This is a genomic window from Paenibacillus sp. FSL H8-0548 (assembly GCF_038630985.1).
Lineage (GTDB): Bacteria > Bacillota > Bacilli > Paenibacillales > Paenibacillaceae > Pristimantibacillus.
Genome location: NZ_CP152049.1, coordinates 6999767 through 7026405, shown reverse-complemented (window position 1 = coordinate 7026405; position 26639 = coordinate 6999767). Strand labels below are relative to the sequence as shown.

21 protein-coding genes are annotated in these 26639 nt (G+C 46.8%); 14 read left to right on the top strand and 7 right to left on the bottom strand.

Annotated features, from left to right (window positions below):
• The first annotated feature begins 109 nt into the window (after window positions 1–109).
• The 6 genes from MHI37_RS29645 (at window position 110) to MHI37_RS29620 (ending at window position 5282) form a co-directional block, all read left to right on the top strand.
• A complete protein-coding gene (locus MHI37_RS29645; RefSeq protein WP_076335574.1) occupies window positions 110–997 on the top strand; it encodes a sugar ABC transporter permease in 888 nt (295 codons plus the stop codon).
• Window positions 997–1830, top strand: a complete 834-nt coding sequence (locus MHI37_RS29640; protein ID WP_076335573.1) for a carbohydrate ABC transporter permease — start codon at window positions 997–999, stop codon at window positions 1828–1830. The genes MHI37_RS29645 and MHI37_RS29640 overlap by 1 nt, the downstream gene beginning before the upstream one ends.
• Window positions 1831–1973: 143 nt before the next feature.
• On the top strand, window positions 1974–3287 hold the full coding sequence (locus MHI37_RS29635; RefSeq protein WP_076335572.1) for an ABC transporter substrate-binding protein: 1314 nt from the start codon (window positions 1974–1976) through the stop codon (window positions 3285–3287).
• 152 nt (window positions 3288–3439) lie between these two features.
• The gene (locus tag MHI37_RS29630; RefSeq protein ID WP_076335571.1) at window positions 3440–3844 is read left to right on the top strand and encodes a CBS domain-containing protein; all 405 of its coding nucleotides are present in this window, start codon (window positions 3440–3442) and stop codon (window positions 3842–3844) included.
• Window positions 3845–4039: 195 nt separating this feature from the next.
• Window positions 4040–4906: a protein phosphatase 2C domain-containing protein gene (locus MHI37_RS29625; RefSeq protein ID WP_076335570.1), complete on the top strand. Its 867-nt coding sequence runs from the start codon at window positions 4040–4042 to the stop codon at window positions 4904–4906.
• A gap of 94 nt (window positions 4907–5000) precedes the next feature.
• Window positions 5001–5282 (top strand): hypothetical protein, encoded by a 282-nt coding sequence (locus MHI37_RS29620; protein WP_076335569.1) that lies wholly within the window; start codon window positions 5001–5003, stop codon window positions 5280–5282.
• A 110-nt stretch (window positions 5283–5392) separates the two neighbouring features.
• On the opposite strand, the gene MHI37_RS29615 is transcribed toward MHI37_RS29620, so the two are convergent.
• Window positions 5393–6223 (bottom strand): methyltransferase domain-containing protein, encoded by an 831-nt coding sequence (locus MHI37_RS29615; protein WP_076335568.1) that lies wholly within the window; start codon window positions 6221–6223, stop codon window positions 5393–5395.
• A gap of 147 nt (window positions 6224–6370) precedes the next feature.
• Complete coding sequence (locus tag MHI37_RS29610) at window positions 6371–6883, bottom strand: hypothetical protein (RefSeq protein ID WP_076335567.1); 513 nt, start codon at window positions 6881–6883, stop codon at window positions 6371–6373.
• A 182-nt stretch (window positions 6884–7065) separates the two neighbouring features.
• On the opposite strand from MHI37_RS29610, the gene MHI37_RS29605 reads away from it, so the two are divergent.
• Entirely contained in the window at window positions 7066–9363 is a 2298-nt protein-coding gene (locus MHI37_RS29605) for a helicase C-terminal domain-containing protein (protein WP_076335673.1), read from the top strand.
• Here MHI37_RS29605 and MHI37_RS29600 read toward each other — a convergent pair whose 3' ends face one another.
• Entirely contained in the window at window positions 9364–9846 is a 483-nt protein-coding gene (locus MHI37_RS29600) for an HPP family protein (RefSeq protein ID WP_076335566.1), read from the bottom strand.
• 738 nt (window positions 9847–10584) lie between these two features.
• On the opposite strand from MHI37_RS29600, the gene MHI37_RS29595 reads away from it, so the two are divergent.
• The gene (locus MHI37_RS29595) at window positions 10585–11085 is read left to right on the top strand and encodes a Crp/Fnr family transcriptional regulator (RefSeq protein WP_076335565.1); all 501 of its coding nucleotides are present in this window, start codon (window positions 10585–10587) and stop codon (window positions 11083–11085) included.
• Window positions 11086–11099: 14 nt separating this feature from the next.
• Here MHI37_RS29595 and hmpA read toward each other — a convergent pair whose 3' ends face one another.
• On the bottom strand, window positions 11100–12332 hold the full coding sequence (gene hmpA, locus MHI37_RS29590; RefSeq protein ID WP_076335564.1) for an NO-inducible flavohemoprotein: 1233 nt from the start codon (window positions 12330–12332) through the stop codon (window positions 11100–11102).
• 512 nt (window positions 12333–12844) lie between these two features.
• Here hmpA and MHI37_RS29585 point away from each other — a divergent pair.
• The gene (locus MHI37_RS29585; protein WP_076335563.1) at window positions 12845–14590 is read left to right on the top strand and encodes an ABC transporter transmembrane domain-containing protein; all 1746 of its coding nucleotides are present in this window, start codon (window positions 12845–12847) and stop codon (window positions 14588–14590) included.
• 21 nt (window positions 14591–14611) lie between these two features.
• Window positions 14612–16639 (top strand): ABC transporter ATP-binding protein, encoded by a 2028-nt coding sequence (locus tag MHI37_RS29580; RefSeq protein WP_076335562.1) that lies wholly within the window; start codon window positions 14612–14614, stop codon window positions 16637–16639.
• Window positions 16640–16720: 81 nt separating this feature from the next.
• Here MHI37_RS29580 and MHI37_RS29575 read toward each other — a convergent pair whose 3' ends face one another.
• The gene (locus MHI37_RS29575; protein ID WP_083676108.1) at window positions 16721–18466 is read right to left on the bottom strand and encodes a HAMP domain-containing methyl-accepting chemotaxis protein; all 1746 of its coding nucleotides are present in this window, start codon (window positions 18464–18466) and stop codon (window positions 16721–16723) included.
• A 360-nt stretch (window positions 18467–18826) separates the two neighbouring features.
• Between MHI37_RS29575 and MHI37_RS29570 the strand changes: the two genes are divergently transcribed.
• Window positions 18827–19420: a hypothetical protein gene (locus MHI37_RS29570; protein WP_076335561.1), complete on the top strand. Its 594-nt coding sequence runs from the start codon at window positions 18827–18829 to the stop codon at window positions 19418–19420.
• 140 nt (window positions 19421–19560) lie between these two features.
• Here MHI37_RS29570 and MHI37_RS29565 read toward each other — a convergent pair whose 3' ends face one another.
• The gene (locus MHI37_RS29565; protein WP_076335560.1) at window positions 19561–20124 is read right to left on the bottom strand and encodes an FAD-dependent oxidoreductase; all 564 of its coding nucleotides are present in this window, start codon (window positions 20122–20124) and stop codon (window positions 19561–19563) included.
• 230 nt (window positions 20125–20354) lie between these two features.
• On the opposite strand from MHI37_RS29565, the gene MHI37_RS29560 reads away from it, so the two are divergent.
• Both MHI37_RS29560 and MHI37_RS29555 read left to right on the top strand, forming a co-directional pair.
• Window positions 20355–20795, top strand: a complete 441-nt coding sequence (locus tag MHI37_RS29560; protein WP_076335559.1) for a MarR family transcriptional regulator — start codon at window positions 20355–20357, stop codon at window positions 20793–20795.
• A gap of 28 nt (window positions 20796–20823) precedes the next feature.
• Complete coding sequence (locus MHI37_RS29555) at window positions 20824–24036, top strand: MMPL family transporter (RefSeq protein ID WP_076335558.1); 3213 nt, start codon at window positions 20824–20826, stop codon at window positions 24034–24036.
• Between the two features lie 168 nt (window positions 24037–24204).
• On the opposite strand, the gene MHI37_RS29550 is transcribed toward MHI37_RS29555, so the two are convergent.
• On the bottom strand, window positions 24205–24777 hold the full coding sequence (locus MHI37_RS29550) for a PadR family transcriptional regulator (protein WP_076335557.1): 573 nt from the start codon (window positions 24775–24777) through the stop codon (window positions 24205–24207).
• Between the two features lie 193 nt (window positions 24778–24970).
• Here MHI37_RS29550 and MHI37_RS29545 point away from each other — a divergent pair, with 193 nt between their 5' ends.
• On the top strand, window positions 24971–26542 hold the full coding sequence (locus MHI37_RS29545; RefSeq protein ID WP_076335556.1) for a helix-turn-helix domain-containing protein: 1572 nt from the start codon (window positions 24971–24973) through the stop codon (window positions 26540–26542).
• The last annotated feature ends 97 nt before the right edge of the window (window positions 26543–26639 follow it).

Genomic DNA, 26639 nt, shown 5'->3' with positions numbered 1-26639 from the left:
TCCACCTACCTTATCATCATTCTCAGTGGTTCATTGGCGGGCTCGGTTCTATACTGTGATTAGTAATAGATTTATTCCGGCAGAGGGAAAGAGAAGGGGGACGAGAATGATGTCCAAAAAAATAAAATGGAACGAATGGGTCCAGCAAACGGTGTTTGTAGGCCCAGGATTAATTGCATTTACGCTAATTGTGCTGGCTCCGTTCATGATGGGCTTTTATTACACGTTTACGGAATGGAACGGACTAGACTTAGGAAACGCTAAATGGATCGGAATGAAAAATATAATAAGAATTTTTACTGATGATGAGCGATTTTGGAATGCGTTTTGGTTCACGACGAAGTTTACGGCTGCTGCTGTTGTCGTCACGAATGTCATCGCATTTCTACTGTCGCTGCTGCTGACGCGAAATCTGAAGAGCCGCAATATTTTGCGGACGGTGTTCTTCCTGCCTAACGTCATTGGCGGCTTGCTGCTTGGCTACATCTGGTATTTCATTTTTGTAAGGGGCTTCCGAGCGATTGGAGAGGCAACGGGTATCAGATTTTTTAATCTACAGTGGCTGGGAACTCCGGATACAGCCTTCTGGGGAATTGTCATCGTTTTTGTATGGCAGACCGCTGGCTATATGATGATTATTTATATTGCGGCGATGATTAGTGTGCCGAAGGATTTAATCGAGGCAGCACGAATCGATGGGGCAGGCGCTCTGCAAATGCTGCGTTCGGTTACTGTACCGCTCATTATGCCAGCCATAACAATTTGTTTATTTCTAACGACGTCAAATTCATTTCGAATGTTTGATCTTAACTTGTCTCTAACGGCGGGTGGACCGGGCAATGCGACGGAATCGATAGCACTTAATGTTTATCGGGAGGGGCTTGTCAACAACCGCTATGGTCTCGGTACAGCGAAAGCGATGATCTTCTTCTTCGCTGTTGCGCTCATTACGGTGACCCAGGTTTGGATTACGAAGAAGAAGGAGGTGGAGGCGTAATGGATAGCAAACAGCGATATACGCCTCTACTCTTGCTGCTGGAGCTCGTTGGTATTGCAGCAGCTCTCGTTTTTTTGGCACCCTTTTATTTTCTCATCGTCAACTCGTTTAAAGAGCTCAAATATATTTTGCTGAATGCGGCGTCATTGCCAGAGAAGCTTGGCTTCGATAACTTTAAGCGAGCATGGGTCGCCATTGATTTTCCAACTGTATTTCTCAATTCATTCCTAATTACCTCGATCAGCGTGACGATGCTGGTAGTCATTAGCTCGATGATGGCATATCGCTTGGTCCGCCGCCCGACAGTGTTCAATAATTTGCTGCTCACGGTACTCATTGCGGCTATGATTATTCCATTTCAGTCGGTCATGCTGCCCTTGATGCGAATTACTTCGCTGTTCGAGCTTCGCGGACATTTGTATGGTATCGTTATTTGTTATATGGGCTTCGGTATTTCGTTGTCGATGTTTTTGTATCATGGCTTTATTAAGTCGGTGCCTCTTGAAGTGGAGGAGGCTGCAGTAGTAGACGGGTGCTCTCCTTATGGGGTGTTTTGGCGGATCGTATTTCCGCTCTTGAAGCCGATTACCGTTACCGTTATTATTTTGAACGTGCTGTGGATTTGGAATGATTATTTGCTGCCGGTGCTCGTTGTTAACGATAATCTGACTACTATTCCACTGGCGGTGCAAAAGTTTTTTGGCCAATATTTGCGCAAGTGGGATCTTGCAATGGCCGCGCTCACCTTAAGTACGATTCCGGTCATCATGTTTTTCTTATTTTTGCAAAAGCATATTATTGAAGGCATTACGGCTGGTTCAGTAAAAGGGTAAGCATGCAGCGTGTATATCTGGAAGTTATCAACATATTACACCTATTTGTACAATATATTCGGTGTTGTGCTACGTTGTTGCACACTTATACTAACGTTGTAAGCGTTACAAAAAATGATAAAAAATTGCGGGGGGTCATAAAAATGAAAAAATTAATCGCGGTTATGCTGTCTGCTATTATGCTTATCTTTCTGGCAAGTGCTTGTGGCAGCAACAATAATGGTGGAGCGGCTACAAACGCACCGAAGAATACTAACGATACAGGTAAAACGGAAGCAACGGCAGCACCTAAGAAGGACGTTACGATTAAAGTGTTTCAGTTCAAAGTAGAGATCGCAGATGCGCTTGCGAAAATGGCGACAGAATATGAGAAGGAAACAGGTGTAAAAGTAGATATTGAAACGCATGGCGGCGGCGAGGATTACAGCGCCTTGCTGAAAGCGGAGCTGGCGGCTGGCGAAGAGCCGGAAATCTTCAACTCCAGCGGTTGGTCAGGCTTCGATCCGTACGTCGACCGTGCTGTTGATCTGTCAGGTGAAGCGTGGGCGAAGGATCTGGTAGATGCGTCTAAAGCGCAAATTACGCGTGATGGCAAGCTGCTTGGCATGCCGATGAACCTTGAGGCTTACGGCTTTACGTATAACAAAGATTTATTCGCAAAAGCGGGCATTACAGAGCTGCCGCAAACGCTGGATGAGCTTGAGGCTGCGGCTAAGAAGCTGAAGGACGCTGGCATCATTCCGTTCGCACTGACTTCGGAGTGGTGGTCGATGGGTATTCATACGCTCAACATTGCCTTTGCTAACCAAGCAGACCCAGCTGCTTTCATCGAAGATGTGAAGGCGGATAAAGTGAAGCTGAAGGATGATCCGACTATGAAGCAGTGGATTCGCCTTGTGGACATTATGTTCGCTAATGGTCAAGACAATGCTCTTACAACGGATTACAATACGCAGGTAGCTGAATTTGCATCAGGCAAATACGCGATGATTCAGCATGGCAACTGGATTCAAGGGATGATCGACGAAATCGATCCAGCACTTAATCTAGGGATGATGGCGGTGCCGCTTCTAGATAAGCCGAGTGTATTTACAGGCGTACCGAACAACTGGATCGTGAACAGCAAATCGGATCAAGTAGAAGAGGCTAAAGCATTCTTGAACTGGATGGTTACTTCGGAAACGGGCAAAAAATATATTGCGACTGATTTTAAATTTGTACCTGCACTGTCCTCCATCGAGCCAAACCCAGAGGCAGTAGGCAAAATCGGCGGCGATTTCGCAATCTACGCCAATGCGAACCCTGAGCAAGTGAAAAGCTGGAACTGGGATCGCTTCCCAGACGGCATTACGCAGCAATGGGGCGCTGCAATGCAAGAGTATCTTGGCAAGCAAATCACGAGTGACCAGCTGCTTGAGAAATTTGACAAAGCGGTACAGGATATCGTGAAAAAATAATAAGCAATGGAAAACTCCGAGCACTCGCTCGGGGTTTTTCTTTGTTTATCGTCAACAGCTTCCTCTATTCGATAATGTTAGGTATGCCCCAGTCACTTCCACATGCACCCCACGACAAAATATGTTTTAATATACGAAAGGAGTGTGATTTAATGGAAATCAAATCGTTTCTATTTCCTAAGAACGAGGTCTCTTACCTTTTGACATCCTCTAACATGAAAGAAGCTATGGATAAATTAGAGGCAAGCCACTATACGGCCATTCCGATTCTAGATGAAAATGGCTTATATTTCGGAACACTATCCGAGGGAGATTTGTTATGGAAGCTGAAAGGCACACCAGGCCTCAGCTTCGATACGATGCACGAAATTCCTGTCGTTTCCATCAAAAAACGGATGAAAGTCGAATGCGTCGCGATTAACGCCGATTTGGACGATATGCTAGCGCTGGCGGCCGATCAGAACTTCGTTCCGGTCGTAGATGCCGATCGCGTCTTCCTTGGTATTATTCGCCGCAAAGATATAATCGAATACTATACCCGAAATATTGCTGACTAGTTGGAAAGTCATCCTATTGCGGATCATAAGGCTGCCGGTCACCGGCAGTCTTATTGTTGTTCTTCATGTTTATTGAGCTAGCTGTCGTTACAATTTTCTTAAATGATTAAATCTTCTTCTAAACAAAGGGGACTCTCCATACCTATATTGTTGAGAGCAGTATGCTCAAAGCAGTATGGACAAGGCGGGGATCATATGAGAATGAGATGGCTCATTAAGGGAAGCGCGAGGGTAAGACGGATTCTAGCTTTCATTTGGAGATCCATTTATAAGCTCATAAGCGCAAATAGAGCTTCAGCTTCGCGTAGTGTCGCTGCGGGCTTAGCGCAGCATATCGGCGAACGAGAAGAGCAGCAGGATGCCTATAGGCTCTTTCCTCTAGAGGAAACGGGGAAGAAGGAGAAACAGGACTTTTTTGCGGTGCTGGCAGATGGCATGGGCGGTTACGCCATGGGCAAGGAAGCGGGAATACTTGCTGTGGAAACGATGGTGAGCGCTTATGCGATTCATTCGCCGTTGACCTCCGTACCTAAGGCGCTGGGTCGGTCCTTGCAGCTCGCGAATAAAGCCGTTTACGAGCTAGCGCTGAAGAATGATCTGGAATGGAATGTTGGATCGACGCTCATTGCAGCTGTCATTGCTAGCGGGAAGTTGAACTGGATATCCGCAGGTGACAGCCGAGTGTATTTATACCGGAGCGGCGTGCTAGTTTCATTAACGCGAGATCACGTGTATGCCAATCGGCTGTATGAACAAGTTTTGGCAGGAACGCTTTCCATAGAAGAAGCGGAGTCACATCCGGAACGTCATTTGTTGACCAGCTATCTAGGTATTCCAAGCATGACCGAAATCGATGCGAATCAAACACCGCTGGCGCTGCTGGCAGGCGACTATGTTTTATTGTGCAGCGATGGTATTCATGATGACCTGTCAGAGGAGCTGCTTGAGGTGGCGTTCAAGTTCTCACCGCAGGCTGCCGCTGATTATATATTGCAGTATGTCCTTGCACAGCAGAGACCTTATCAGGATAATGCGACCATTATCCTGCTCGCCTATAGGTAGGATTGACTGCGTTAAAGCCTCGCAGAAATAGTTGGTTAGAATGATGGTTGAGGTGGGTATTATAGGATAGAACCGACGAAGGAGGCCATTTTAAATGACAAACGGACATGATCACACTAGAGAGCACTTGAACAACAGCTTAGTGACCGAGAAGGATATCGATCCAAGGTTTGGTTTGTTTACGGAAGAAGTACAAGAGGACGCAGTTTCAGAAACCTCGGAGGAAATCTCAGAGGAGCTTGCAGCTGTGCCGGATGCGGATATTATTGCAAAGGACAGCCCTGTTGATGCAGCGTCGCCAGTCGAGGAATTCCACGGTACGGATTTGTTGAACGGCGTTGGCCGCCATCCCGAGGAAGAGATTGAAGAGCGTTAATGGTTCAAGCAAAATAAAGCATTAGACTGACGACAAACATAGAAGCAGCAGCCAGAGACGTGAAATAATGTCTTGGGCTGCTGCCTGTTTTGTTGAACGATCGATTCTTTTTAGTTTAATAAGCTAGTTTTTTGTGCAATCATTTTTGTTATGGCATGTTGGTGCGGGATGCCTGATGAATTACAGTCAAAAATAACTTCTGAGCTGTCCCTAATAAGCCAGTCGTGATAATGTGAAAGTAATTCTCCAGAATGCCACTTAAATGCATTGGGTTCTTTTTCAGGTGGTGGAGATATAAAAGGTTTGTTTACAAATACATTAAAAACATGAATACCATTTGTGTTTGTAAACTGTCTATAGTTACTAAATATGTCGTTTCGATAATCAGGCTTAATATAATGAAATACACCGCTAGAGAAAAGGATGTCAAAATTGGAATCTATACGAAAATCCAAAATATCGGCTTTGAAGACTTCAACGGGTACACCAACTTTATCAGCAAGCCTTTTAGTTTTTTCAATACCTGCATCGGATACATCAATTGATGTGACATCATATCCATTTCTTGCAAAAAACACAGAGTCTTTCCCCTCGCCGCAACCAATATCTAGTAATTTTAGATGTTTGGTAGGGGGCATTAAACGAATGACTTCATAACATGCTGTATTTGGTTCCATACCCCAATAATAATCTGGCGTTTTATATTCTTCCTCATAAATGGTAATCTGTTTATCCTGTATTACATAACCAAGTAGTTTATCAATACTTATTTCCAATACTTTAGACAGATGTGGTAACAATGAGATTTCGGGCATTGTCTGAGCGTTTTCCCATTTTGAAACTGCTTGAAAGGTAATTCCAAGTATGTTTGCAAGTTCTTCTTGTGTTAGTCCCTTTTCCTTACGATATCTGTTTATGTTTCTTGCCAGTGTAGCCTTCATAACTTCTCACGCTCCTTATTAACACCAATTTTATTGATGTTAATGGAAACAAACAATAACCTGATATTTGATATACTTTTTTATTCAACCAACAGTTGACCCAATCGTTCCGGTTCCATTTTGCTATCTATTGCGGTAACCAAGCTTTTATTTCGCTTCTCCCAACCAAACATTTACTTTATGATCCATCTCTTCGTGCAAATCCTCAACATTTCCAACATCTCGCTGTGCCATGCTTAAATACTTTTCAGGAAACATTTTTTTCAAAGAAGATTGATAAAGATCTCCGTCTTTTGGCTCAGTGTAGCTGGTTACAGAGTATCCTGCTGCTTTTTTCTGCAGACGAATAACAGCAGGCAATGAATGCCCCGCTTGAGTTTTTAGCCCGGTGGACTTATTAAACCCGCCAAAATAGGAATGCATATAAACACTAATGATTCCATTTGATTCACTCGTGCCATATACTCTATGTACTTCAAATTGCTGTTCGGTGTGAGCATAGACAGATGAATACTTTTCAATAATATAATTTGAAATAACCTCGTTCATTTCTTCGGAGAGGGGACTGCTGCTATCCTCTGTCGTAGGACCCACATCAGTTTTACATGCGCTAAGTAAACAAACGATAAAAATCATGAACAAAATTAATTTAAGCCTCATATAAAAACTCCTTATTAATAATACTTTTACATCAGTTTAGACGCCTTCATTATTAATAAAGTTGCATATTTGGAAACATTATCCTGAATCTGACTCACAACCTATTTACGCTTGCTTCGGCTCATGTGCTACAATAAAGGAACAAATGTTCTTTTTGGGAGCGGAAGAAAAGACTTATGCTAATGAATGATACGGTTACCATTTCAGTGAGACACTTGGTCGAATATGTATTTCTTAGCGGCAGCATCGATGTCAGGCTAAATGCGATCGATACGATGCATGAGGGTACGAAGGCACACCAGCGGGTGCAGCGCGCCTATGGTGAACAAGATCTTAAAGAGGTTTATGTGAAAGCAGACATTCAGCTGGATGATCTGTTGTTTGTTGTAGATGGGCGCTGTGATGGGCTGCTGGGTACGGAGCCGTTATTGACGATTGATGAGATTAAATCGACCGGCGGCGATCTGGATCGCATTGCGGAGGATGGTTATCCGGTACACTGGGCGCAAGCGTTGTTCTATGCTTATATGTACGCTAAAGAGCACGAGCAGGCGGCGATGCGTGTGCAGCTAACCTATGTGCAAACGGAGACGGAAGAGGAACGACGGTTCGTGAGAGAGGTAAGCTATGAAGAGCTTGCGGAGTACGTCCATGAGATCGTATTGCGTTACGCGCCTTATGCGCAGCAGCGCCGCAGGCATGAGCTAGCTAGAAACGAAAGCATTCACGGGCTGGCATTTCCATTCGAGGCTTATCGCGCAGGGCAGCGGAAGCTGGCAGGGGCGGTATACAAATCAATCGAGGAAGGCGTTCGTTTATTTGCCAAAGCACCTACCGGTATTGGCAAGACCATTTCTACGACTTATCCGACTATCAAGGCGATAGGGACAGGCCTGTTGCAGCGCTTTTATTATTTGACAGCACGAACGACAACAAGAGCAGCGGCCGAGGATGCGCTTCTGTTCATGCGTGATAAGGGCCTGCACCTGCATGCCGTAACGATAACGGCTAAGGATAAGATTTGCTTTCAAGAGGAAGTACGCTGCGAGAAGGAGCATTGTCCTTATGCAGATGGCTACTACGATAGAATAAATGGCGCGGTGCTTGATATATTGGAGCAGGAGACGGTTATGACAAGGGCGGTCATTGAGCGCTATGCTCATAAGCACCTTGTATGCCCGTTTGAGTTTTCGCTCGATTTGGCGTATGCGGCTGATGCGGTTATTTGTGATTACAATTATATTTTTGATCCGCGCATCTCATTTAAACGTCAATATGCAGAGATGAAGAAGCGTTCGGCCTTGCTCGTCGATGAGGCGCATAACCTTGTGGACCGGGCACGGGAGATGTTTTCAGCGGAGCTGACGAAGGCGCCTTTTCTAGCGCTGCAGCGCGAGCTTAAGGGTGTGCACAGCGAGGGCTACCGCACAGCGAAGGCGATGAATGATTATTTTATTGCTTTGCGCAAGAGCAGTGATGGTGCGCCGCATCTGGTGGAGCGGCAGCTGCCAGAGGAGCTGGTTGCGCTGGCAGCTGCCTTTGCTTCCGCCGCAGAACAAGCGTTGGCAGCTGGAGCTGCAGGAAGCGGTCAGCTATTGGATGCTTATTTTAACGCACAAAATTTTATTCGCACGGCCAAGCTATTCGATGACCGATATGTTGTCTATACGGAGCTGACGAAAAATGATGTGCGGCTAAAGCTGTTCTGCCTCGACCCTTCATTATTGCTGCAGCAAATGGGCAAGGGATATCGTTCGCATATTTATTTCTCCGCTACACTCTCGCCGGTTTCCTATTACATGGACATGCTGGGAGCGAGGGAAGAGGATTATACGCTGGTGGTCCCTTCACCTTTTTTGAAGGAGCAGCTGGATGTCATTATCAAACCGCTTTCTACTCGCTACCATGATCGCGATGCGTCTAAGGAGCCGATTGCGAAGCTGATTATGCAGCTGATGGAGGAGCGTCCAGGCAATTATTTTGTTTTTTTTCCTTCCTATGCTTATATGAATGCGGTTTATGAAACTTATATGGAGCTAAGGGAATGGTCAACTAGTGCAGGCTCTGCTTCAGATGCAGAAGTGCTGCTGCAGCGACCGGATATGTCAGAGGAGGAGCGGGATAGCTTCTTGAAAGCCTTTCAAGGCAGTAATGAGCAGTCGTTGCTCGGCTTCGCTGTCATGGGCGGTATATTTTCAGAGGGTGTGGATTTAGTTGGCGACCGGTTGGTTGGAGTTATAGTCGTTGGCGTAGGGCTGCCCCAGCTAGGGGTGGAGCGTAATATGCTGAAGGATTATTTTAACGAGCGGGGCAAGAGTGGCTATGATTATGCTTACGTCTTTCCGGGGATGAATAAGGTTCTTCAAGCCGGCGGGAGATTAATAAGGTCCGAAACCGATCGTGGGACGCTCGTGCTTATAGACGATCGGTATAGGCAAGCGCAGTATCAGCGCCTGCTGCCGGAGGAATGGAGACCTTAACTACATCGCCGAATCCGATTCGGTATTGATCGCTTTTTTGGGGAACAGCGAAATGGTGCCGAATCTTTTCTCAACATATGAAGCAGCAGACAAAGTCATTAGCAAGCCGAGCAGTGAGCCGCAGACAGATAAGGGAATGACCCATAATAGCGGAGGCTGCGTAAAAAATGGAATAAGAGAAACGGCCAATATTGGCGGTGCATTCCATTTAAATTTATTAATGAGGAAGATAACGATCAGCAGCGTGAAAAGCAAGGAGAGCACGCCAGAGCTCCAAAAGACGAATAATGAGCCAATAACGGATGAAAGAATCGCTCCAAAGGCGATTTTGCGAACCTCTGCTTTCTCAAAGGGCCTTGAAATAAAGAGTAGGCTGAATGCGCCTAACGTTGGGAAAAACAAAGCATTCATGTACGGGACATGCAAGGAAACCCAGTAAACCATAATGATATATAAGCAAATAGCGTAAGTTCTGATGCGCATGCTGCGTAAATCCCTTCTTTCAACATGGAAGTTTGAGTCTTTTTTTGAAATATAAGAAAGTAGATCATTTCGCCATACTATCTCTATATTTCGCCGGAATGAAACGCGCTCGCGCCTTTAAAGGACGCCGACAGCCATTTCACCTTGGTCAGCAAGTAACATTTTACTCCTCTTGCTCTTGTACCGTCAATTACTTAAATGTGTCATGATCAAACTATATAAGTTGAACTAGTAGCTTACGTTTTGGTCGCTGCGCGAGTAGATTATTCTTTACGTCGCGGTTGCAGCGAGATTCTAGGGTTTATCTATCACTGCGAAACGAGCTTTGCCTTTAAAGGACGCCGATAGCCGTTTACGCTTGAGTTCAGCTTATGTAAATGGAATTTCTCCCTCTATTTTAAGGGAATTTAGCTTATTTTGGCGATTAGATGGAATTCCTCCCACTAGTTCTAAGGAATCAGCCGAATTCATGAGAAACAGTAAAATTAACAGGACAAATTCCATCTAGTTCATACTGCGAAGCGAACAACGTTATTTTAGCGGGAGAAATTCCATCTAAATTCATTGCATTTATAAATGTGAGGGTAAAACGAAGCGAGCAGATCAAGTTTTACGATCCCAGGTGCAGCCGCCGGATGCTTCGTTTCACCTTGAGCTTAACTTATATAGCTTGTTATGCGAAAATACAAGAAAACCCTTCCGTCAAAACAGAAGGGTTTGGATAAAGGTGGGAATTTCGTGCTGCTGCATAAAGGCCAAATCCTGTTTCGACAAGGGGAAGAAGGGTCGCTCTATCACTTGCGAAGCGGGCTGCTTAAGATCGTTCGCCTGCATGAGGACGGCAGCCCGCATCTAGTCAATATTATCGTACCGGATGAGATCATCCCTCATCATTCCTTAATAAGTCCAATGCCTAATCATGGTACGGCGATCGCCCTGGTTACTTGTGAAGTTGATATCGTATCGCCGCAGGAATGGTATGAGGAGCTCGCGCAGAGTCCGGAGAAAATCCGCGATATTGCTTTGCTCCTCCAAGGCAAGCTGCGAATGATGCAGCAGCGTATCGATCAATTAACCCAGATCGCCCCCGCCGATAAGCTGAGCAAGCTGCAGCAGTGGTTTGCAGCTTACATTGGACCAGCCCCGATAACGGATGTGCTGACACAGGATGAAATCGGACAGTTTATCGGCTTGCGGCGCGAAACGGTTAACCGGCTGCTGCGGGCTTCGTTGAAATAAGAATGAACGTGCGTTTAGACAGTTACGGCCGGCTCAAGGCTTGCTGCGGGACCAAAAAACTCAAAGTGAATATCTGCCTCTGGAATTCCCCACTGCTTAAGCGAACGGTTCATGGCGGTCATAAATGGCAGCGGACCGCAGAAATAGAATGGCCCTCCGGCATCCTTAATGACCGATTGCAGCCAAGGCAGATCAACATAGCCTGTTTTGTGGAAGCGCTGCTGCTCCAAATCCTGTTTAGTTGGGTTGTTATAGCAATAATAGACCGCAAGCTGCGGATGCTCACTTGCCAGTGCATCTACTTCCTCTCTCAAGGCATGAAAATCTCCGTTTTGAGCAGCATGGATGAAGGTAACAGGCCGCTTCGGAGCCTGCTCCACGAGTGTATGAAGCATGCTGAGCATAGGAGTTAGGCCAACGCCACCGCTAAGCAGCACGACAGGCCGCTCGTCTTCTAGATTCAAGGTGAAATCACCGGCGGGAGCTGAGAGCAGCAAGGGAGTGCCAACGGCTGCACATTGGTGCAAATAGGTGGATACAGCACCAGCGGCACGATCCTGATCTCCGTCCTCGCGCTTCACAGAGATGCGATAATAGGGCTTCCCGGATGAAGCGGATAAGCTGTACTGACGAATTTGCGTATGCTCTGCGCCTTCTTGATTAATTTTTACGCTCACATATTGCCCAGGCTTAAAGGCTGCAATGGCACCGCCATCCTCCGGAACAAGGTAGAAGGAGCTGATAACCTCGCTCTCTTTAACCATCCGCTCCACGCGGAAGGAACGAAAGCCCTCCCAGCCTCCAGCCGCCGTGTGTGCCTCCTCGTACATTTCATTTTCAATGCTAATAAATGCATCAGCGATAATCCCATAAGCCTCTGCCCAAGCATTCAAAATATCATCGGTAGCGGCATCTCCGAGCACATCCTTAATGGCCATCAGCAAATATTTACCGACAACCGGATAATGCTCAGGCTTTACGCCCAGACTGCGATGCTTATGGCCAATTTGCTTTACAACTGGAATAATGGCACTCAGGTTTTCAATGTGCAGCGCTGCTGCATATACGGTATTTGCAAGGGCGGCTTGTTGTCTGCCTTGCTTCTGGTTCGCGTGATTGAATAGGTTCAGGAGCTCAGGATGATTAGTGAACAGCAGCTCATAGAAGCGCTTTGTAATCGTAACGCCGTGTACTTCTAGTACAGGAACCGTTGATTTAATAATGTTAATGGATTGGACGCTTAGCATGTTTAATCCCTCCAGGCTTTGTTTGAAACGAATAAGCTAAGTATAGACGGAGGGAAGTGAAGCTCTTGTGATTCAAATCACAGAAATCCGCAACGATTTGTGACAGCTGGCACATGAATGGGCACAAAAAATTAGAATATAGGGTATTGACAGTATTTTCATCGGATGGTAAAGTGACTAATATATTTTACGAGAGGAGGGTTACGTTCCATGAACATTCACAATCATTTTAGTCTTATTGCAGCTATTAATCATCGTTTGAACATGAATAACGTAATCCATCCGCGCGTCGTTTATCTTTGATTGAGGATATTCCGATCATCAGAGGCGCATGGTTACGTCACCGTAACTATGCGCCTTTTCTATGCTTGCGAGATACGACTGAATTCCAGTCGTTTCCCGCCTGAGGAGGAAGCGTGTCGTTGCGGCGGCGCGCTTCTTTTTTTTGTAAATATAGGAATATTCAAGGTTTACGATGCTGGGATGGACAGCGGAAGGTGTGGTAGAGAAGCATGTTTAGTGTACTCAAAAAGTTAAGCTGGTTTTTTAAATCGAATTGGAAGCGTTATACCGTAGCGATCTCGCTGCTTGTGATTACAGGGTTTATCGATGTCATTCCGCCATGGCTCATCGGCTATACGATTGATGGTATTCATCAGGATTTGCTCGGTCAGGCTGACTTCAATCGGATACTTTATGGTTGGATAGCCATTACGATTGTCGGCTATGTTATTACGTACGTCTGGCACTATAAGCTGTTTGGCGGTGCCTTCGTACTGGAGAAGCTGCTTAGATCACGATTAATGGGACATTTTCTAAAAATGACTCCTACTTTCTACGAACGCAATCGTACGGGTGATCTGATGGCCCGCTCGACCAATGACCTTGGGGCCGTTGCGACGACTGCAGGCTTTGGCATATTGACGCTCATTGATTCGACTTTGTTTATGATTACGATTCTAATTGTAATGGCAGGTCTCATTAGCATCAAGCTGACGCTTGCCGCATTACTGCCACTGCCGCTTATGGCACTGGCGATGAGCTTTTATGGCAAAAAAATTCATGAGCGCTTTATGGATGCACAAAATGCATTCGGTGAGCTCAACGATCAGGTGCTGGAATCCGTATCCGGGGTTAGAGTGATAAGAGCCTTTGTACAGGAGGAAGCAAACGAAGAGCGCTTTGGCGCTAAGACAAACGAGGTACTCAGCAAAAATATCGCCGTAGCACGTATTGACGCATTGTTCGAGCCTACGATGAAAATTCTTGTGGGAACGAGCTATTTGATCGGGCTTTGTTATGGCGGTTACTTAGTTTTCCACAATGAGATCACACTTGGTGAATTGGTATCCTTTAACGTATTTCTTGGCATGCTGATCTGGCCGATGTTCGCCATCGGCGAGCTTATCAATATTATGCAGCGCGGCAATGCTTCGCTCGATCGTGTTAGTGAGACGCTTGGCTATAAGCCGGACGTTAATGATGCAAGTGTACCTGTTCGGGTGGAGGAGCCTACCTCATTATCCTTTAGCAAGGTTACATTCCGTTATCCGTCCTCTACCGTCGATAACCTGAGCAAAGTATCCTTTACGCTGCATCAAGGTCAGACTCTCGGCATCGTTGGCAGAACCGGCAGCGGCAAGACGACACTACTTAAGCAGCTGCTTCGCGAATACCCGCTCGGCAGCGGGGACATCAGCATATCCGGGGCATCGCTTAACCGTGTGAAAATTGATGATTTACTTGGCTGGATTGGTTATGTGCCGCAGCAGCCAGTTCTCTTCTCCAAGACGATTCGCGAAAATATCTTTTTTGGCCTCAAAGAGGGAACCGAGAAGGATTTGCAGCGCGCGCTTGAGCGGGCTTCGTTCGCCAAGGATATTAAATTTTTGCCGGATGGCCTGGAGACGATGGTTGGGGAGCGGGGCGTTGCGCTGTCTGGTGGACAGAAGCAGCGTGTCAGCATTGCCCGCGCATTAATTGCCGATCCGGAAATATTGCTCATGGATGATGCGTTGTCAGCGGTTGACGGGAAGACGGAGGCTGAGATTATTGAAGGCATTCGTACGGAAAGAGCAGGCAAGACCACGCTCATTACGACGCACCGGCTGTCAGCCGTGCAGCATGCCGATTGGATCATCGTCTTAGACGAGGGCAAAGTCGTGCAGGAAGGCACACATGAGCAATTGTTAGAGAGTGGCGGCTGGTATCGTGAGCAATATGATCGCCAGCAGCTTGAGGCTACTATTGAAACGTAATAAATTGGAGCGTGAAGAGCAATGGGCAATACAGGAAAACGATTGTTTCAATACGCCATGCTATATAAAAAACCGATTATTCTTGCGCTGCTGCTACTCATATTAGCCGTATGCGCAGAGCTTGCAGGCCCGCTGATCGCCAAACGGATGATCGACCAAAATATTCTCGGCATCGAGAAGAAGTGGCATGAGGTTGAGGCGAAGCAGGACTATGCGGTTTTTTATAAAGATAAATGGTATAAGCGCGAGGATCACTTTGCAGCTAGCGGTTCAGAGCCAAAGGGCAAAGAGGTTCGCGTGCTGCAGATTGGTCGCAAGTTTTATTGGCTGGACGATGCGCTAGCTTTCGAGCAGGGCAAGCGTGTCATCGAAGGGAATACGTTGACCGTGACAGAGAAGGAGTCTGGGAAGCAGGCTTCCTATCCGGTAACGGAGCTCACGAATCCGGAGCTTTATGAGTTTTATAAGCCTGAGTTTCCGGCGTTGCTGAAGCTTGCAGCTATGTATTTTGGTTTCTTGCTGCTGGTGGCGGTATTCACCTACGGACAGCGATTGATGCTGCAGACGTCTGCGAACCGCATCGTACGCAAGCTGCGCACCGATATTTTTGCACATACGCAGCGGTTGCCCGTCAATTATTATGATAATTTATCGGCGGGGCAGGTCGTCTCGCGGGTGACGAATGATACAGAAGCGATTCGTGAGCTGTACGTCGCGGTTTTGGCGAATTTTTTCACAGGCATTATTTATATGGCAGCGATCTATGGAGCTTTGTTCCTGCTGGATGTTCGACTAGCGCTAATTGCACTGCCGTTAGTTCCAATTCTAATCGTATGGATTATCGTCTATCGGAAGTTTGCTGCGCGTTACAACCGTATTATTCGCGCCAAGCTGAGCGAAATTAATGGCATGATCAATGAATCGATTCAAGGGATGACCATTATTCAGGCGTTCCGCCGTCAGAAGGAGACGAATAAGGAATTTGAAGAAATGAACGAGCATTATTATACGTATCAAAATAAACTGCTCAGCTTAAATTCCATTACGTCGCATAATTTAGTCAATGTCGTTCGGAACATTTTATTTATAATCGTGATTTGGATGTTCTGGGGCGATTCGCTGCGCGGAGCGGTATCTGTCGGTGTCCTTTACGCCTTCGTTGATTATATGAACCGCATGTTTGCACCGATTGTCGGTATCGTAAACCAGCTATCCAATCTGGAGACAGCACGTGTCTCTGCAGAACGTGTCTTCAAGCTGATGGACGAGGAAGGCATTGATGTCGTTTCTGGCAAGATGGATCGCTATAAGGGTGATGTGCAATTCGAGGATGTTTCGTTTGCGTATAAGAAGGATGAATACGTTCTGAAGCATATTTCCTTCCATGCCCGTCAAGGGGAGACTGTTGCGCTCGTAGGCCACACCGGATCTGGGAAGAGCTCGATATTAAATCTGCTGTTCCGCTTCTATGATTCCAATGAAGGAAAAATTAGGGTAGACGGTACGGATGTGCGCGATATGCCGAAGCAGCTGCTAAGGCAGCATATGGGTATTGTTCTGCAGGATCCGTTTCTATTTACGGGAACGATTGCTTCCAACATCAGCTTGGATAATCCTGAGATAAGTCGGGAAAAGATTGAACAGTCGCTCCGCGACGTTGGCGCGTATGATATGTTCAGTCAGCTCACAGGCGGCATTGACGCACCGGTAATTGAGAAGGGCAGCACGCTGTCTGCAGGCCAGAGGCAGTTGATCTCATTTGCACGAGCGCTAGCCTATGATCCAGCTATTCTCATATTGGATGAAGCAACAGCTAGCATCGATACGGAGACGGAAGCGATTATTCAAGAAGCGCTTGATGTATTGAAGAAAGGGCGTACGACGTTTGTTATTGCGCATCGTCTATCCACCATTCGGAATGCAGATCAAATTCTTGTGCTTGATCGCGGTGTAATTGTAGAGCGTGGCAGTCATGATGAGCTTATGGAGCAGCAGGGCAAATATTTCGCCATGTATCAGCTGCAGCTAGGTGCTGCATTGTCGGCATAATGATAGAGGATAGAAAAAAACGGCTAAACGGGAGCATACCCGTTTAGCCGTTTTTGCTTAGTTGCTATATCACCCTATTGCTTAGGTTTTGAACCGTCCAATGGCCTCTTGCAGGCTGGAAGCCAAATTACGAAGCTGCTCGGATGAGCTTGCAACCTCCTGCATGGAGGCAAGCTGCTCCTCGGAAGCAGCAGCTACGCGCTGTGAATTGCCAGCGGCACTCGCTGTTATCGTCTCAAGCTCATCGAGCGAGGCGGCGATCTGTTCACTGCCAGCGGACATTTGCTCCGATGCTGCGGAAACCTCCTGTACTTGAGAGGATACGTCGCGGATGGAAGCAACAATGGTGCGGAATGATTCGCCCGCTTGGCCCGAAACGCTTGAGCCAGTGCGTGCCGCATCAGCGGATTGTTCCATAGAGGATAATGCAGTCGATGTATAGTTTCCAATGCTGTGCAGGATCGTACCGATTTGTTCAGAAGATTCTTTAGAGCGCTCTGCCAGCTTTCTTATTTCGTGGGCAACGACGGCGAAGCCTTTGCCATGCTCGCCAGCACGTGCTGCTTCTATAGAAGCATTAAGAGCGAGCAGGTTGGTTTGAGTGGCTACATCGCCGATCATGGCTAGAATATGACCGATTTGATTGCTTTGCTCCTCCAGCTCACGTAAGGTAGCAACCGTTGCTACGACATTGGTTTCAATCGTTTGCATTTGATCGAGCGTTTGCTCGATAACAGCTTCGCCTGCAACAGCAAGCGTGGAAGTCTCGGCAGCAAGATCGGATACGGAGGACGTTGATTCCGCGATTCGCTGAATGCCGATGGTCATTTCCGTCATCGCACGCTGGCACTCTTGGAAGCTTTGCAGCTGTGTCTCGGAGCCGGATGCAACCTCTTGGATAGCTTCGGTTACTTCTTCAGTAGCTCTTGAGGTCTGTTCGGCGCTTTGCTGCATGTTGAAGGCAGAGCCGGCAACCTCGTCCGATGTCGTACGAATGCTGCTGGTCAGCTGGCGCAGGCTGGCGATCATTTGGTTAAATGCTATAGCAACTTGTGCAATTTCGTTGCTGCCACTGACGGGCACGGAGAGGGTTAAGTCTCCTTGTGCTGCCAGCGAGGCAACTACCGCAAGTCTTTTGAGCGGCTTCAGCACGATACGAATAAGTACAATAATAATGCCGATAGCAATAGCGGATAGAAGTACTGCTATCCCGATACTCTTCCACAGCAATGTGGACAAGGCTGTATCAATTTTTTGGTATTCAACATCTATGCCGAATAAGCCGATGGTCTTGCCGCTAGAATCTGTTAAGGTAGAGAAAAATGTCAACCACTGACCGTACTTATCTATGACTAAGTCTGTGATAGCAGTGCCATCCTTAAAGGCTTTATTCACACTCTCTTCCAATGTGAACGTCATTTGATAAACGGCTCCGGGTCCTAGGCCGTCCGCTTTCAGCTGCGCACTGCTTTGCAGCATGGTAAGCGCATTAGTGCCTTCCTGCTCCACGATCTCAGGCATATAGATGTAGGCGTTAGCGACAATATCGTTCTCAACCATGGCATCAAGATACTTCTGTAGCTGCTTGGAATTGTCGTTATCATCGTAATTTCCGGCAGCTATCTCGCTATAGCCTAATGCAAGCATTTCACGATCAGCTTCGATTTGGTAGCTGAGGGTTTGACCTATTCGTTCGATCTCATCATAATAAGCTTTTTTTTGCGTGTTGTAGGACAAATACTCCGTAACGCCAATAACAATGATTAATAGCAGGGCTAACACAATGGAGCTGGTAACGACTAAGCTTTTGTCCTTCATACGAAACATGTGGGCTACACCTCTTAATGGATTTGTTAATGTAGTTTATCGTCGAATTTTGTCGGAAAATGTATAGGCAATCACTAATTATTTTCACAACATTTCATGGTGTATGCACTACCCTAACAGTAACAAATGTCTATTAGAAAAATACGCACTTAATGTTAGGAAAGTGTTCAATTCCAAAAATGAAAGTTCATTTTAATCATGTATCAACTCACAATATCCAGTTTGATCCAATAGCAGCAGGCCGCAACAACCTTCAGCTAACCTTCAGCTAACCTTCAGCGGTCTTTAAAGGAGACTTAAGTATTGCCTGTTATGATGGGTCTTGTAACAACAAATCGTAATTGAAAGGTGGAATTAAGTATGATGAAAGCAGGAGCAATAACAGCAGGTGCAATCGCACTAACACTGGCGCTAGGAGGCGGCAGCTTATGGACGAGCCAGTATGTAAATGCAGCAACAGCTAGCGTTGATAAGCAGCTGGAGCAGAGCACTCAAACAGATAAGGGAACTGCTAAAAAGAACCACAGCGGCAAACGCGGCGGCCTCGGAAGCGGTTTTGAACATATACAAGAACAATTGACAGCAGTTCTTAGCCTGACTGCGGCTGAGCTAGAGGCTGAGCAGGAGGCGGGCAAGACGATTGCGGCTATTGCAGAGGAGAACGGAGTCGACGTACAAACCGTTATTGATGCGCTGGTAAGTGATCAGAAAGTGAAGCTGGACGAGAAGCTGGCAGAAGAATTAGCAGCCGGCACAATTACTCAAGAGCAATACGATATTAGACTGGCAGCTGTCTCTGAGCAGGTGACAAAATTTGTGAATGGCGAATTTACGGTACCAACCAAGGGCGACGATAAGAACGGCCATGAAGGAAAGGGATCGCGTGGCGAACGTCCAGATGGAGCTGGAGTAAAAGATAAGTCGGCCGCTGACGAGATAACAGATGAGGAATAGTTAGTTAGCGGATAAACGTGGAGCAGCTGTAAAGAGGGCGTGCTTTAAAATAAAAGGAGCGATCTCCTAAGGTTCATAACCTGGAGATCGCTCCTATTTCTATTGATCCACGTTTTCATTCTTATATTAGAAAATTGCAGTTAAGCTTTGAGAACATCATGATCTACGTATCTCTCGCCATTTAGCTCACTAATGATGTTGATGGCTGCCTTCGCTCCGTCGCCTGCAGTAATAATGGCATGCACGCTTACTCCAGCTACCGTACCGGCTGCCCAAATGCCTTCTATGTTTGTTTTTCCTGCCTGATCGACAGCGATAATGGTTTTGATGCGCGGCTCAGTGCCCGGCTTCGTAGTAAGTCCGATGTGCTCTGCGAGCTCAGTGGATACACCAGTGGCGAACAGTACATGCTTAGCTTCATAGCTGCCGGCATCCGTATCTACTCGTAGTCCGCCTGTAACAGCTTCAATATTTTGTACGGTTTCCTCTTTGATCTCAGCACCGAATTTTTCGGCCTGTTTTTTGCCGGTATCGACAAGATCAGGACCTCCAATTTCCAATACTCCGTAATGATTCTCGAACCAAGCGCGCTTGGTCATTCCTTTGTTGTTTTCAAACACGAGCGTCTTCTTGCCTGCTTTCGCAGTAAAAATGGCCGCGCTTGCTCCAGCTGGACCAGCGCCAATAATAATGATATCGTACATGCGGCAAACCTCCAGTGAATGATTTTGTATTTACCTCAATAGTATATAAACTGCTGCTTCTAAAAAGCAAATCGTTTGTCCATATTTATTTCCAGTATTTGTTCACCATATGTTCAAATTCATAACGTTGAATTGCTGAAAAAGATTTGATATAGTTCTATTATCGAACTATTTCATAATAGAATTAGTTTCATGTCTGTTCACTAGCTGTGAAAGAGGAGGATACTATTGTGGATCGAGCGTTGCTGAAACAAATAATTGATCGTTACGAGGCAGCAACATTTCTCGTGAACCGCCGATTAAATGCTATGATCCGCGAGTTAATGCCGGATGATTTAACGATTGACCAGTTTTCAACCTTGCGTTATTTGCACTCAAGCAAGCGGAGCACGCCATCTGAGCTGGCTGATATTTTTTGCGTAGGCAAAAGCTCAATATCTGCGATTACGACAAGATTATTTGACAAAAACCTGATTGAAAGAATACCGGATGAAAAGGATCGCCGAGTCATTTATTTGGCGCTTACGACGGAAGGCCAGCAGGTTTGCGAAGAGATGGAGGATAAGATTCACCTGCTGCTTGCTAAATACATCAATCATTTTGATGAGCAAGAGGCCATTTGTTTTATAGAGACCTTTGAGAAGCTTGGGAAAGACTTGATGAATGATTAGTTTTATTTTAGATGGAGGGATATGAGAGATGAGGACGGTACTAAAGTATAGATGGCTGGTGCTGGCTGTTTGGTTGATTGCTGCGGTAGGGCTGATGGTAACCGCGCCAGGCATGGAGGAGCTCGTTCGCACGAAGGGCCAGATCAATGTGCCAGATGGTTATTCATCAACGATAGCAAGTGAACTGGAGAACGCAATTGGGGCAGATGAAGAAGGCGCCAACAGCGGAATGTCCACCGTGCTCGTATTTCATAAGGATGGCGGTTTGTCAGATGCAGATTTAGCAGATGTGCGGAGCGGTGTGGATAAACTGAAGAGCGACGGTGAGTCCATCGGTGTTTTGTCCGTAACGACGCACTTTGATACCAAAGAGCTTGAAGAGCAAATGGTGTCCGAGGATGGGAATACGATTCTTGTACTCGTTAATGTTGAGGCAGGAGATCGTGAGCTTTCAGAGCTTAGCGATGGTCTTTATGCGGCTATTTCCGATGTGAAGGTCGATCATTATTATACGGGAAACTGGCTGATTTCCGAGGATGTTGTACAAAGCTCACAGGAAGGGCTTAAGAAAACAGAGTTTATTACACTCGGCTTTATATTAATTATTTTATTTGTCGTATTCCGTTCGGCCATTGCGCCGATCGTTCCGCTTGTGGGGGTTGGCTTTACTTATTTGATATCACAATCCATTATTGCGTTCTTAGTCGAATACTTCGACTTCCCGCTTTCAAACTTTACGCAAATCTTCCTCGTTGCTGTTTTGTTCGGGATCGGTACGGATTATTGTATTCTGCTTATCAGCCGATTTAAGGAAGAGCTTACGCATAGCGGGGGCGACAAAACAGAAGCTATTATTCAGACGTATCGGACAGCGGGCAAGACCGTCTTGTTTTCTGGTCTAGCTGTACTGGTCGGTTTTTCAGCGATTGGCTTCTCTACCTTCATGCTGTACCGCTCGGCGGTTGCTGTTGCGGTCGGTGTAGCGATCTTGCTCATTGCCTTGTTCACGATCGTGCCTTTCTTTATGGCGGTGCTGGGCACAAAGCTGTTCTGGCCTGCGAAAGGCTCTCTAGAGCATAAGCCAAGCAAGCTGTGGGGGAGTGTCGGGAAATTTTCATTGAAGCGTCCCGTTTGGGCACTTATTATTTTGGCCGTAATTATTGTTCCGTTTCTAACGGCGTACAAGGGAACCATTTCCTTTAACTCCTTAGATGAAATTGGTGATAAATATGATTCTGTCAAAGCGTTTAATATTATTTCAGATAGCTTTGGACCAGGGGATTCTTTACCAACTACGGTTATCGTTAAGTCGGATAAACCGATGGATACGCCAGAGGGTCTTGCGATAATGGAGCAGGTAAGCCGCGAGCTTGCCAATACGGGGGGTGTTAAGACCGTTCGCAGCGCCACTCGTCCAACTGGCGATATTATGGAGCAATTTCTCGTTTCTGATCAAGTTGTGACACTTGAGGACGGTCTCGGTCAGAGCGGCGATGGCTTGGGGAAAATCGGTGACGGACTTGCTGAAGCAAGCAGCGCGCTGAATGAAAATGCGCCAAAGCTCAGTGAAGCTGTTAATGGCGCAGAGCAGCTCGTTGCGGGTACGAATCAGCTGAAGGCGGGCATCGTACAGCTGGGCGATGGACTGAAACAAATTCAACAGGGTCTGCAGGACGGTTCAGCCGGTGCTGGAGAGCTTAGCGAGGGACTGAAGCAGGCACAAGCCAGCGCGGCGCAATTAGCAGGCGCAAGCCGTCAGCTGTTAGGCAGCTATGAGCAGCTAGGCGGAGGCCTCGGTCAATTGACGGGCGCATATAGCGCTGTTGCTGCTGAGCAAGCGAAGCTGGCAGATGGTCTATCTGGTGTCTTGCAAGGCTTAACCGGTCTGCAGGAAACCTATCCAGAGCTGCAAGCTGACGAAAGCTTCAAGCAAGCGCTAAGTACATTAGGTCAGCTTCAAGTAGGAGCAGCAGGTATTAGCGGTCAATTGAACCAGCTGGGAGAGCAGCTGACTGGCATTTCCTCAGGTATGGTACTGGCGAATGCCGGCTTCCTGCAAGCAGCAGAAGGACAATCGGCACTGGCGTCAGGCCTTGGCAAGCTCGCGGATGGGCTTGCAGAGCTTCAGATTGGTATCGCACAGGCGGCTGAAGGCCAAGGGCAAATTGTTTCGAAGCTACCAGGCGTAACGCAAGGTTTTAATGAGCTTGCAGATGGTCAGAAGGAGCTTCAAGCCGGCTTTGCTGCTTTAAATGATCAGCTTGGCGAGCTCACGAGCGGGCTTGATCAAAGCGTGGACGGATTGTCTCAGGTCACTGACGGGCTTGCTTCCGCAGGAGGCTACTTGAGTGGTTTGGCTGGAGCACCGGATAAACAGCTGACAGGCTGGTACATTCCAGAAGAGGCGATTGCTAATGAGGAGTTCCAATCGGCACTGAATGTTTATATGTCCAATGACCGTCAGACGGCAAAGTTCGATGTCGTATTTAGCGGTAATCCTTATTCACAGGAAACGATGGCACAGATTGAGGAGCTCGAGTCTGCTGTAAACCGTGCGATTACAGGTACGGACTACAGCGGCGCACAGGTTGCCATTGGCGGTGTAACGAGCATGAACAATGATTTGAGCAATATTTCGAAGGCCGACTACTCACGCACGGTTATTCTGATGCTGATCGGGATCTCCATTATATTAATTATTTTGTTCCGCTCCATCGTCATGCCGCTTTATATGGTTGCATCGCTGCTCGTTACTTTCTATTCTTCATTGGCCATTGCAGAGGTCATATTCGTAAGGATGCTTGGATTGTCAGGCATCAGCTGGGCGGTTCCGTTCTTCGGGTTTGTTATGCTAGTGGCGCTCGGTATCGATTACAGTATTTTCTTGATGGATCGCTTCAAGGAATACCGTCATTTGTCACCGCAGGAAGCCATTCTTGAGGCGATGAAAAATATGGGTACCGTTATTATGTCGGCAGCCGTTATTCTCGGGGGAACGTTCGCTGCGATGCTTCCATCGGGCGTAATGTCGCTCTTGCAAATCGCCACAATTGTGCTGTGCGGATTATTTATGTACGCATTGCTTATGCTTCCATTGTTTATCCCTGTAATGGTTCGTATATTCGGACCTGCCAACTGGTGGCCATTTATGGGCCGGAGGCCGGAGGATGGGCAGCCAGGACGTGCTCAAGACGGGCAGACGTTAAAGGGTCATCCTGTCTCACATGATTCGATAAGCTAATAGATGAATAGGGGTTGCCGGGTGGTCTGAGCTGCAGACTGGCGGCAACCCCTTCTTTGAAATATAGGAAAGTAGATCATTTCGCCATACGATCTCTATACTTCTCCGGAATGAAACGCGCAGCGCCGCCAAAGGACGGCGACAGCCGTTTCACCTTGTGAACAAAAGCTAGGTGTATGCTTCCTGATTTTCCTCAGCTGAGAAGCTTTCCTGCTCGTGTCCATCCAGAAACTTATTGATTTGCTGCTGCTGCTCAAATAATAGCTTCTGTAATCGATTTGCACGCTCCTTGCTTGCAGAAGCCTCTTGCTCCGCTTGGGTTACCAGTCTGAGCAAACCGAAGGATTGGCTTGATAAACCAAGCTTGAGCCGTATTTTTTCAATACGGAAGGCCTCGGCCTCCGGTGAGTAGCGGCCATCTACTGCTGCAATTCGGCTTGTCTTGTCAGGAAGAAGCAGTAAAGAGGATCGACCATGCTCCGTTATCCTATAAATTTTTTTTCCGGAATCCTCAATCCTTACAGAAATAAATCCGCGTTTTTCAAGCATTTGCAGCGTCGGATAGATAGAGCCCGGGCTAGGCACATAAAGTCCGCCGGACTGCTCCTTTAACGCCTTCATCATCTGATAGCCATGCATCGGCTCTTCTTCAAGCAGCTTGAGCAGTGCAAACTTGACACCGCCTCTGCCAAAGTATCGTTTTCCATAAACCTGCTGCTTGTCATCTGTTGGATAGAGCATCTAATGTCACCTCGGTTTTTATGTTAAAGTATTCCTCGTCCTATTCAATAAGGCATGAATCGTTTATGCTTGGTTTATTACCGCTTTGGGGTTGTCTGCATAAAATTGTCTCTACCTACAGCATTGACAATGATTATTATTATTATTTATGCTTTATAAAAATAATATGATTTTTAAAGGATGTGAGCGGATTATGACGCAACAGCCGGATCAAGAAAAATATAAAATAATGACCTATACAAAGACAGAAGAAATCAAGCTGTCGCCTGGGGACCAGCATCATTTGATCCATGGGCAGGAGCATTGCTTCGCCTATGTGCTGCAGCAGAAGGTTAAGGTTAGAATTGTGAAGCAGGAGCTGCACACTTCCAATAGAGCGGTTGCAGGAGAGCTGTTTCTCATTCCGCCGGATTGTATAGGTACACTGCAAAACTCAGGCTCGCTGCAGGCAACGGTTTTGCTTATTCATTTTCGGAGTGAGTCTGCGGCTGATGCAGAAGGCTCTTCCAATGCCAGGATAGATAATCTTCCCTATCGAGACAGTACAGGCTTAAAGCTGCTGCGATTGCCTCAAGCGAGGAGCTGGATACAGGACTTCCAAAGCGATTGCGGCTCCGATGATGTCAGTCTTTACTATCAGCTTCAATCGCAGCTGTATGCTATGGTTGCAGCTCTTGTGCAAGCTACTCAGCAGCCTAGAGGGACGGAGGCTGGTCTAATCAGCTTCATCGAGCACACGAAGCAGTTCATGATTGAGCAAATCAACTCTCCGATGGATATGGAGGAGCTTGCCAGATCCTCCGGTGTAAGCACGAGTCGCTTTTACCAGGCATTTCGCACCTATACTGGCTTAAGCCCGCTCAAATATATAACGAAGCTTAGGTTGGATGCTTCTATGCATATGCTCTCAGGTACAACGGCTTCTATTGTCGATGTAGCTCATTCAGTGGGATATCCGGATGAGTATTACTTTAGCCGATTGTTTAAAAAGCAGCTCGGGCTGGCGCCTACCGAATATGCCCAGCTTGCAAAAAAGAGAGTGGCGACACTTGTTTCGGTATTTGCGGGGGATCTATCGGCACTCGGCATGAGCACATGTTTATCTATTATTCGATTAGGAAAGCATCAGCAGGAAACGGTGCTGCAGCAATTGCGAGAGGCGGAGCCGGATCTGATCCTGGCAGGGCCATTAGAGCAGGACATGCATGCAGCATGCTCTGCAATTGCTCCAGTCCTTACGCTCGACTGGAAGGCTTACTCTTGGAAGGAACGGCTGATGGACATTAGTGAAGCGCTCGGCTTGTCTACAGTGGGCGAGCGCTGGTTAGCCTACTACGAGATTAAGGTTCAAAATGCGCGTATGCAGCTTAAGGATAGCTTAGGCGATGAGCCATTTTTGCTAGTTCACGCTGGTCAATCGGGTTTTCGTATGTTCGGACCGCGCCGCCGCAAGATGAAGGATTTCTTTTATGATGATTTACAAATGGCTTCCCCGCACTCTGCTCGTCAAATCGGTTTTTTGGATACACCCTCACTCCATGAGATTGCTGATTTGGGCTGCAGCAGCGTACTCTTTCTTGTCCCAGCTGGTTCCTCGCGTGCCTACTGTGATCAATTGGAGAAGAGCTGGCTTCATCTGAAGCAAGGGGACAAACAAAGAAAATGTATGTTTATTAGCTATCATGATCGGCTTAATTACAATCCTCTTGTCCACGACGGGTTGATTGATGAGACGGTGAGATATTTTCTGAACTATGCGCAATAGCAGCTGCACAAATAAAATTATCCATCGGACTGATGTATCAGCCGGAATTCCGTCAAGCTCTCGGGGTGCAGCCTGGAGAGAAAATCGTTGGTGTTCT

Bases quoted from the DNA above. Each gene is read 5' to 3' on its own strand.
- MHI37_RS29645 (WP_076335574.1), top strand. From the start codon at position 110: ATGTCCAAAAAAATAAAATGGAACGAATGGGTCCAGCAAACGGTGTTT.
- MHI37_RS29640 (WP_076335573.1), top strand. From the start codon at position 997: ATGGATAGCAAACAGCGATATACGCCTCTACTCTTGCTGCTGGAGCTC.
- MHI37_RS29635 (WP_076335572.1), top strand. From the start codon at position 1,974: ATGAAAAAATTAATCGCGGTTATGCTGTCTGCTATTATGCTTATCTTT.
- MHI37_RS29630 (WP_076335571.1), top strand. From the start codon at position 3,440: ATGGAAATCAAATCGTTTCTATTTCCTAAGAACGAGGTCTCTTACCTT.
- MHI37_RS29625 (WP_076335570.1), top strand. From the start codon at position 4,040: ATGAGAATGAGATGGCTCATTAAGGGAAGCGCGAGGGTAAGACGGATT.
- MHI37_RS29620 (WP_076335569.1), top strand. From the start codon at position 5,001: ATGACAAACGGACATGATCACACTAGAGAGCACTTGAACAACAGCTTA.
- MHI37_RS29615 (WP_076335568.1), bottom strand. From the start codon at position 6,223: ATGAAGGCTACACTGGCAAGAAACATAAACAGATATCGTAAGGAAAAG.
- MHI37_RS29610 (WP_076335567.1), bottom strand. From the start codon at position 6,883: ATGAGGCTTAAATTAATTTTGTTCATGATTTTTATCGTTTGTTTACTT.
- MHI37_RS29605 (WP_076335673.1), top strand. From the start codon at position 7,066: ATGAATGATACGGTTACCATTTCAGTGAGACACTTGGTCGAATATGTA.
- MHI37_RS29600 (WP_076335566.1), bottom strand. From the start codon at position 9,846: ATGCGCATCAGAACTTACGCTATTTGCTTATATATCATTATGGTTTAC.
- hmpA (WP_076335564.1), bottom strand. From the start codon at position 12,332: ATGCTAAGCGTCCAATCCATTAACATTATTAAATCAACGGTTCCTGTA.
- MHI37_RS29585 (WP_076335563.1), top strand. From the start codon at position 12,845: ATGTTTAGTGTACTCAAAAAGTTAAGCTGGTTTTTTAAATCGAATTGG.
- MHI37_RS29580 (WP_076335562.1), top strand. From the start codon at position 14,612: ATGGGCAATACAGGAAAACGATTGTTTCAATACGCCATGCTATATAAA.
- MHI37_RS29575 (WP_083676108.1), bottom strand. From the start codon at position 18,466: ATGTTTCGTATGAAGGACAAAAGCTTAGTCGTTACCAGCTCCATTGTG.
- MHI37_RS29570 (WP_076335561.1), top strand. From the start codon at position 18,827: ATGATGAAAGCAGGAGCAATAACAGCAGGTGCAATCGCACTAACACTG.
- MHI37_RS29565 (WP_076335560.1), bottom strand. From the start codon at position 20,124: ATGTACGATATCATTATTATTGGCGCTGGTCCAGCTGGAGCAAGCGCG.
- MHI37_RS29555 (WP_076335558.1), top strand. From the start codon at position 20,824: ATGAGGACGGTACTAAAGTATAGATGGCTGGTGCTGGCTGTTTGGTTG.
- MHI37_RS29550 (WP_076335557.1), bottom strand. From the start codon at position 24,777: ATGCTCTATCCAACAGATGACAAGCAGCAGGTTTATGGAAAACGATAC.
- MHI37_RS29545 (WP_076335556.1), top strand. From the start codon at position 24,971: ATGACGCAACAGCCGGATCAAGAAAAATATAAAATAATGACCTATACA.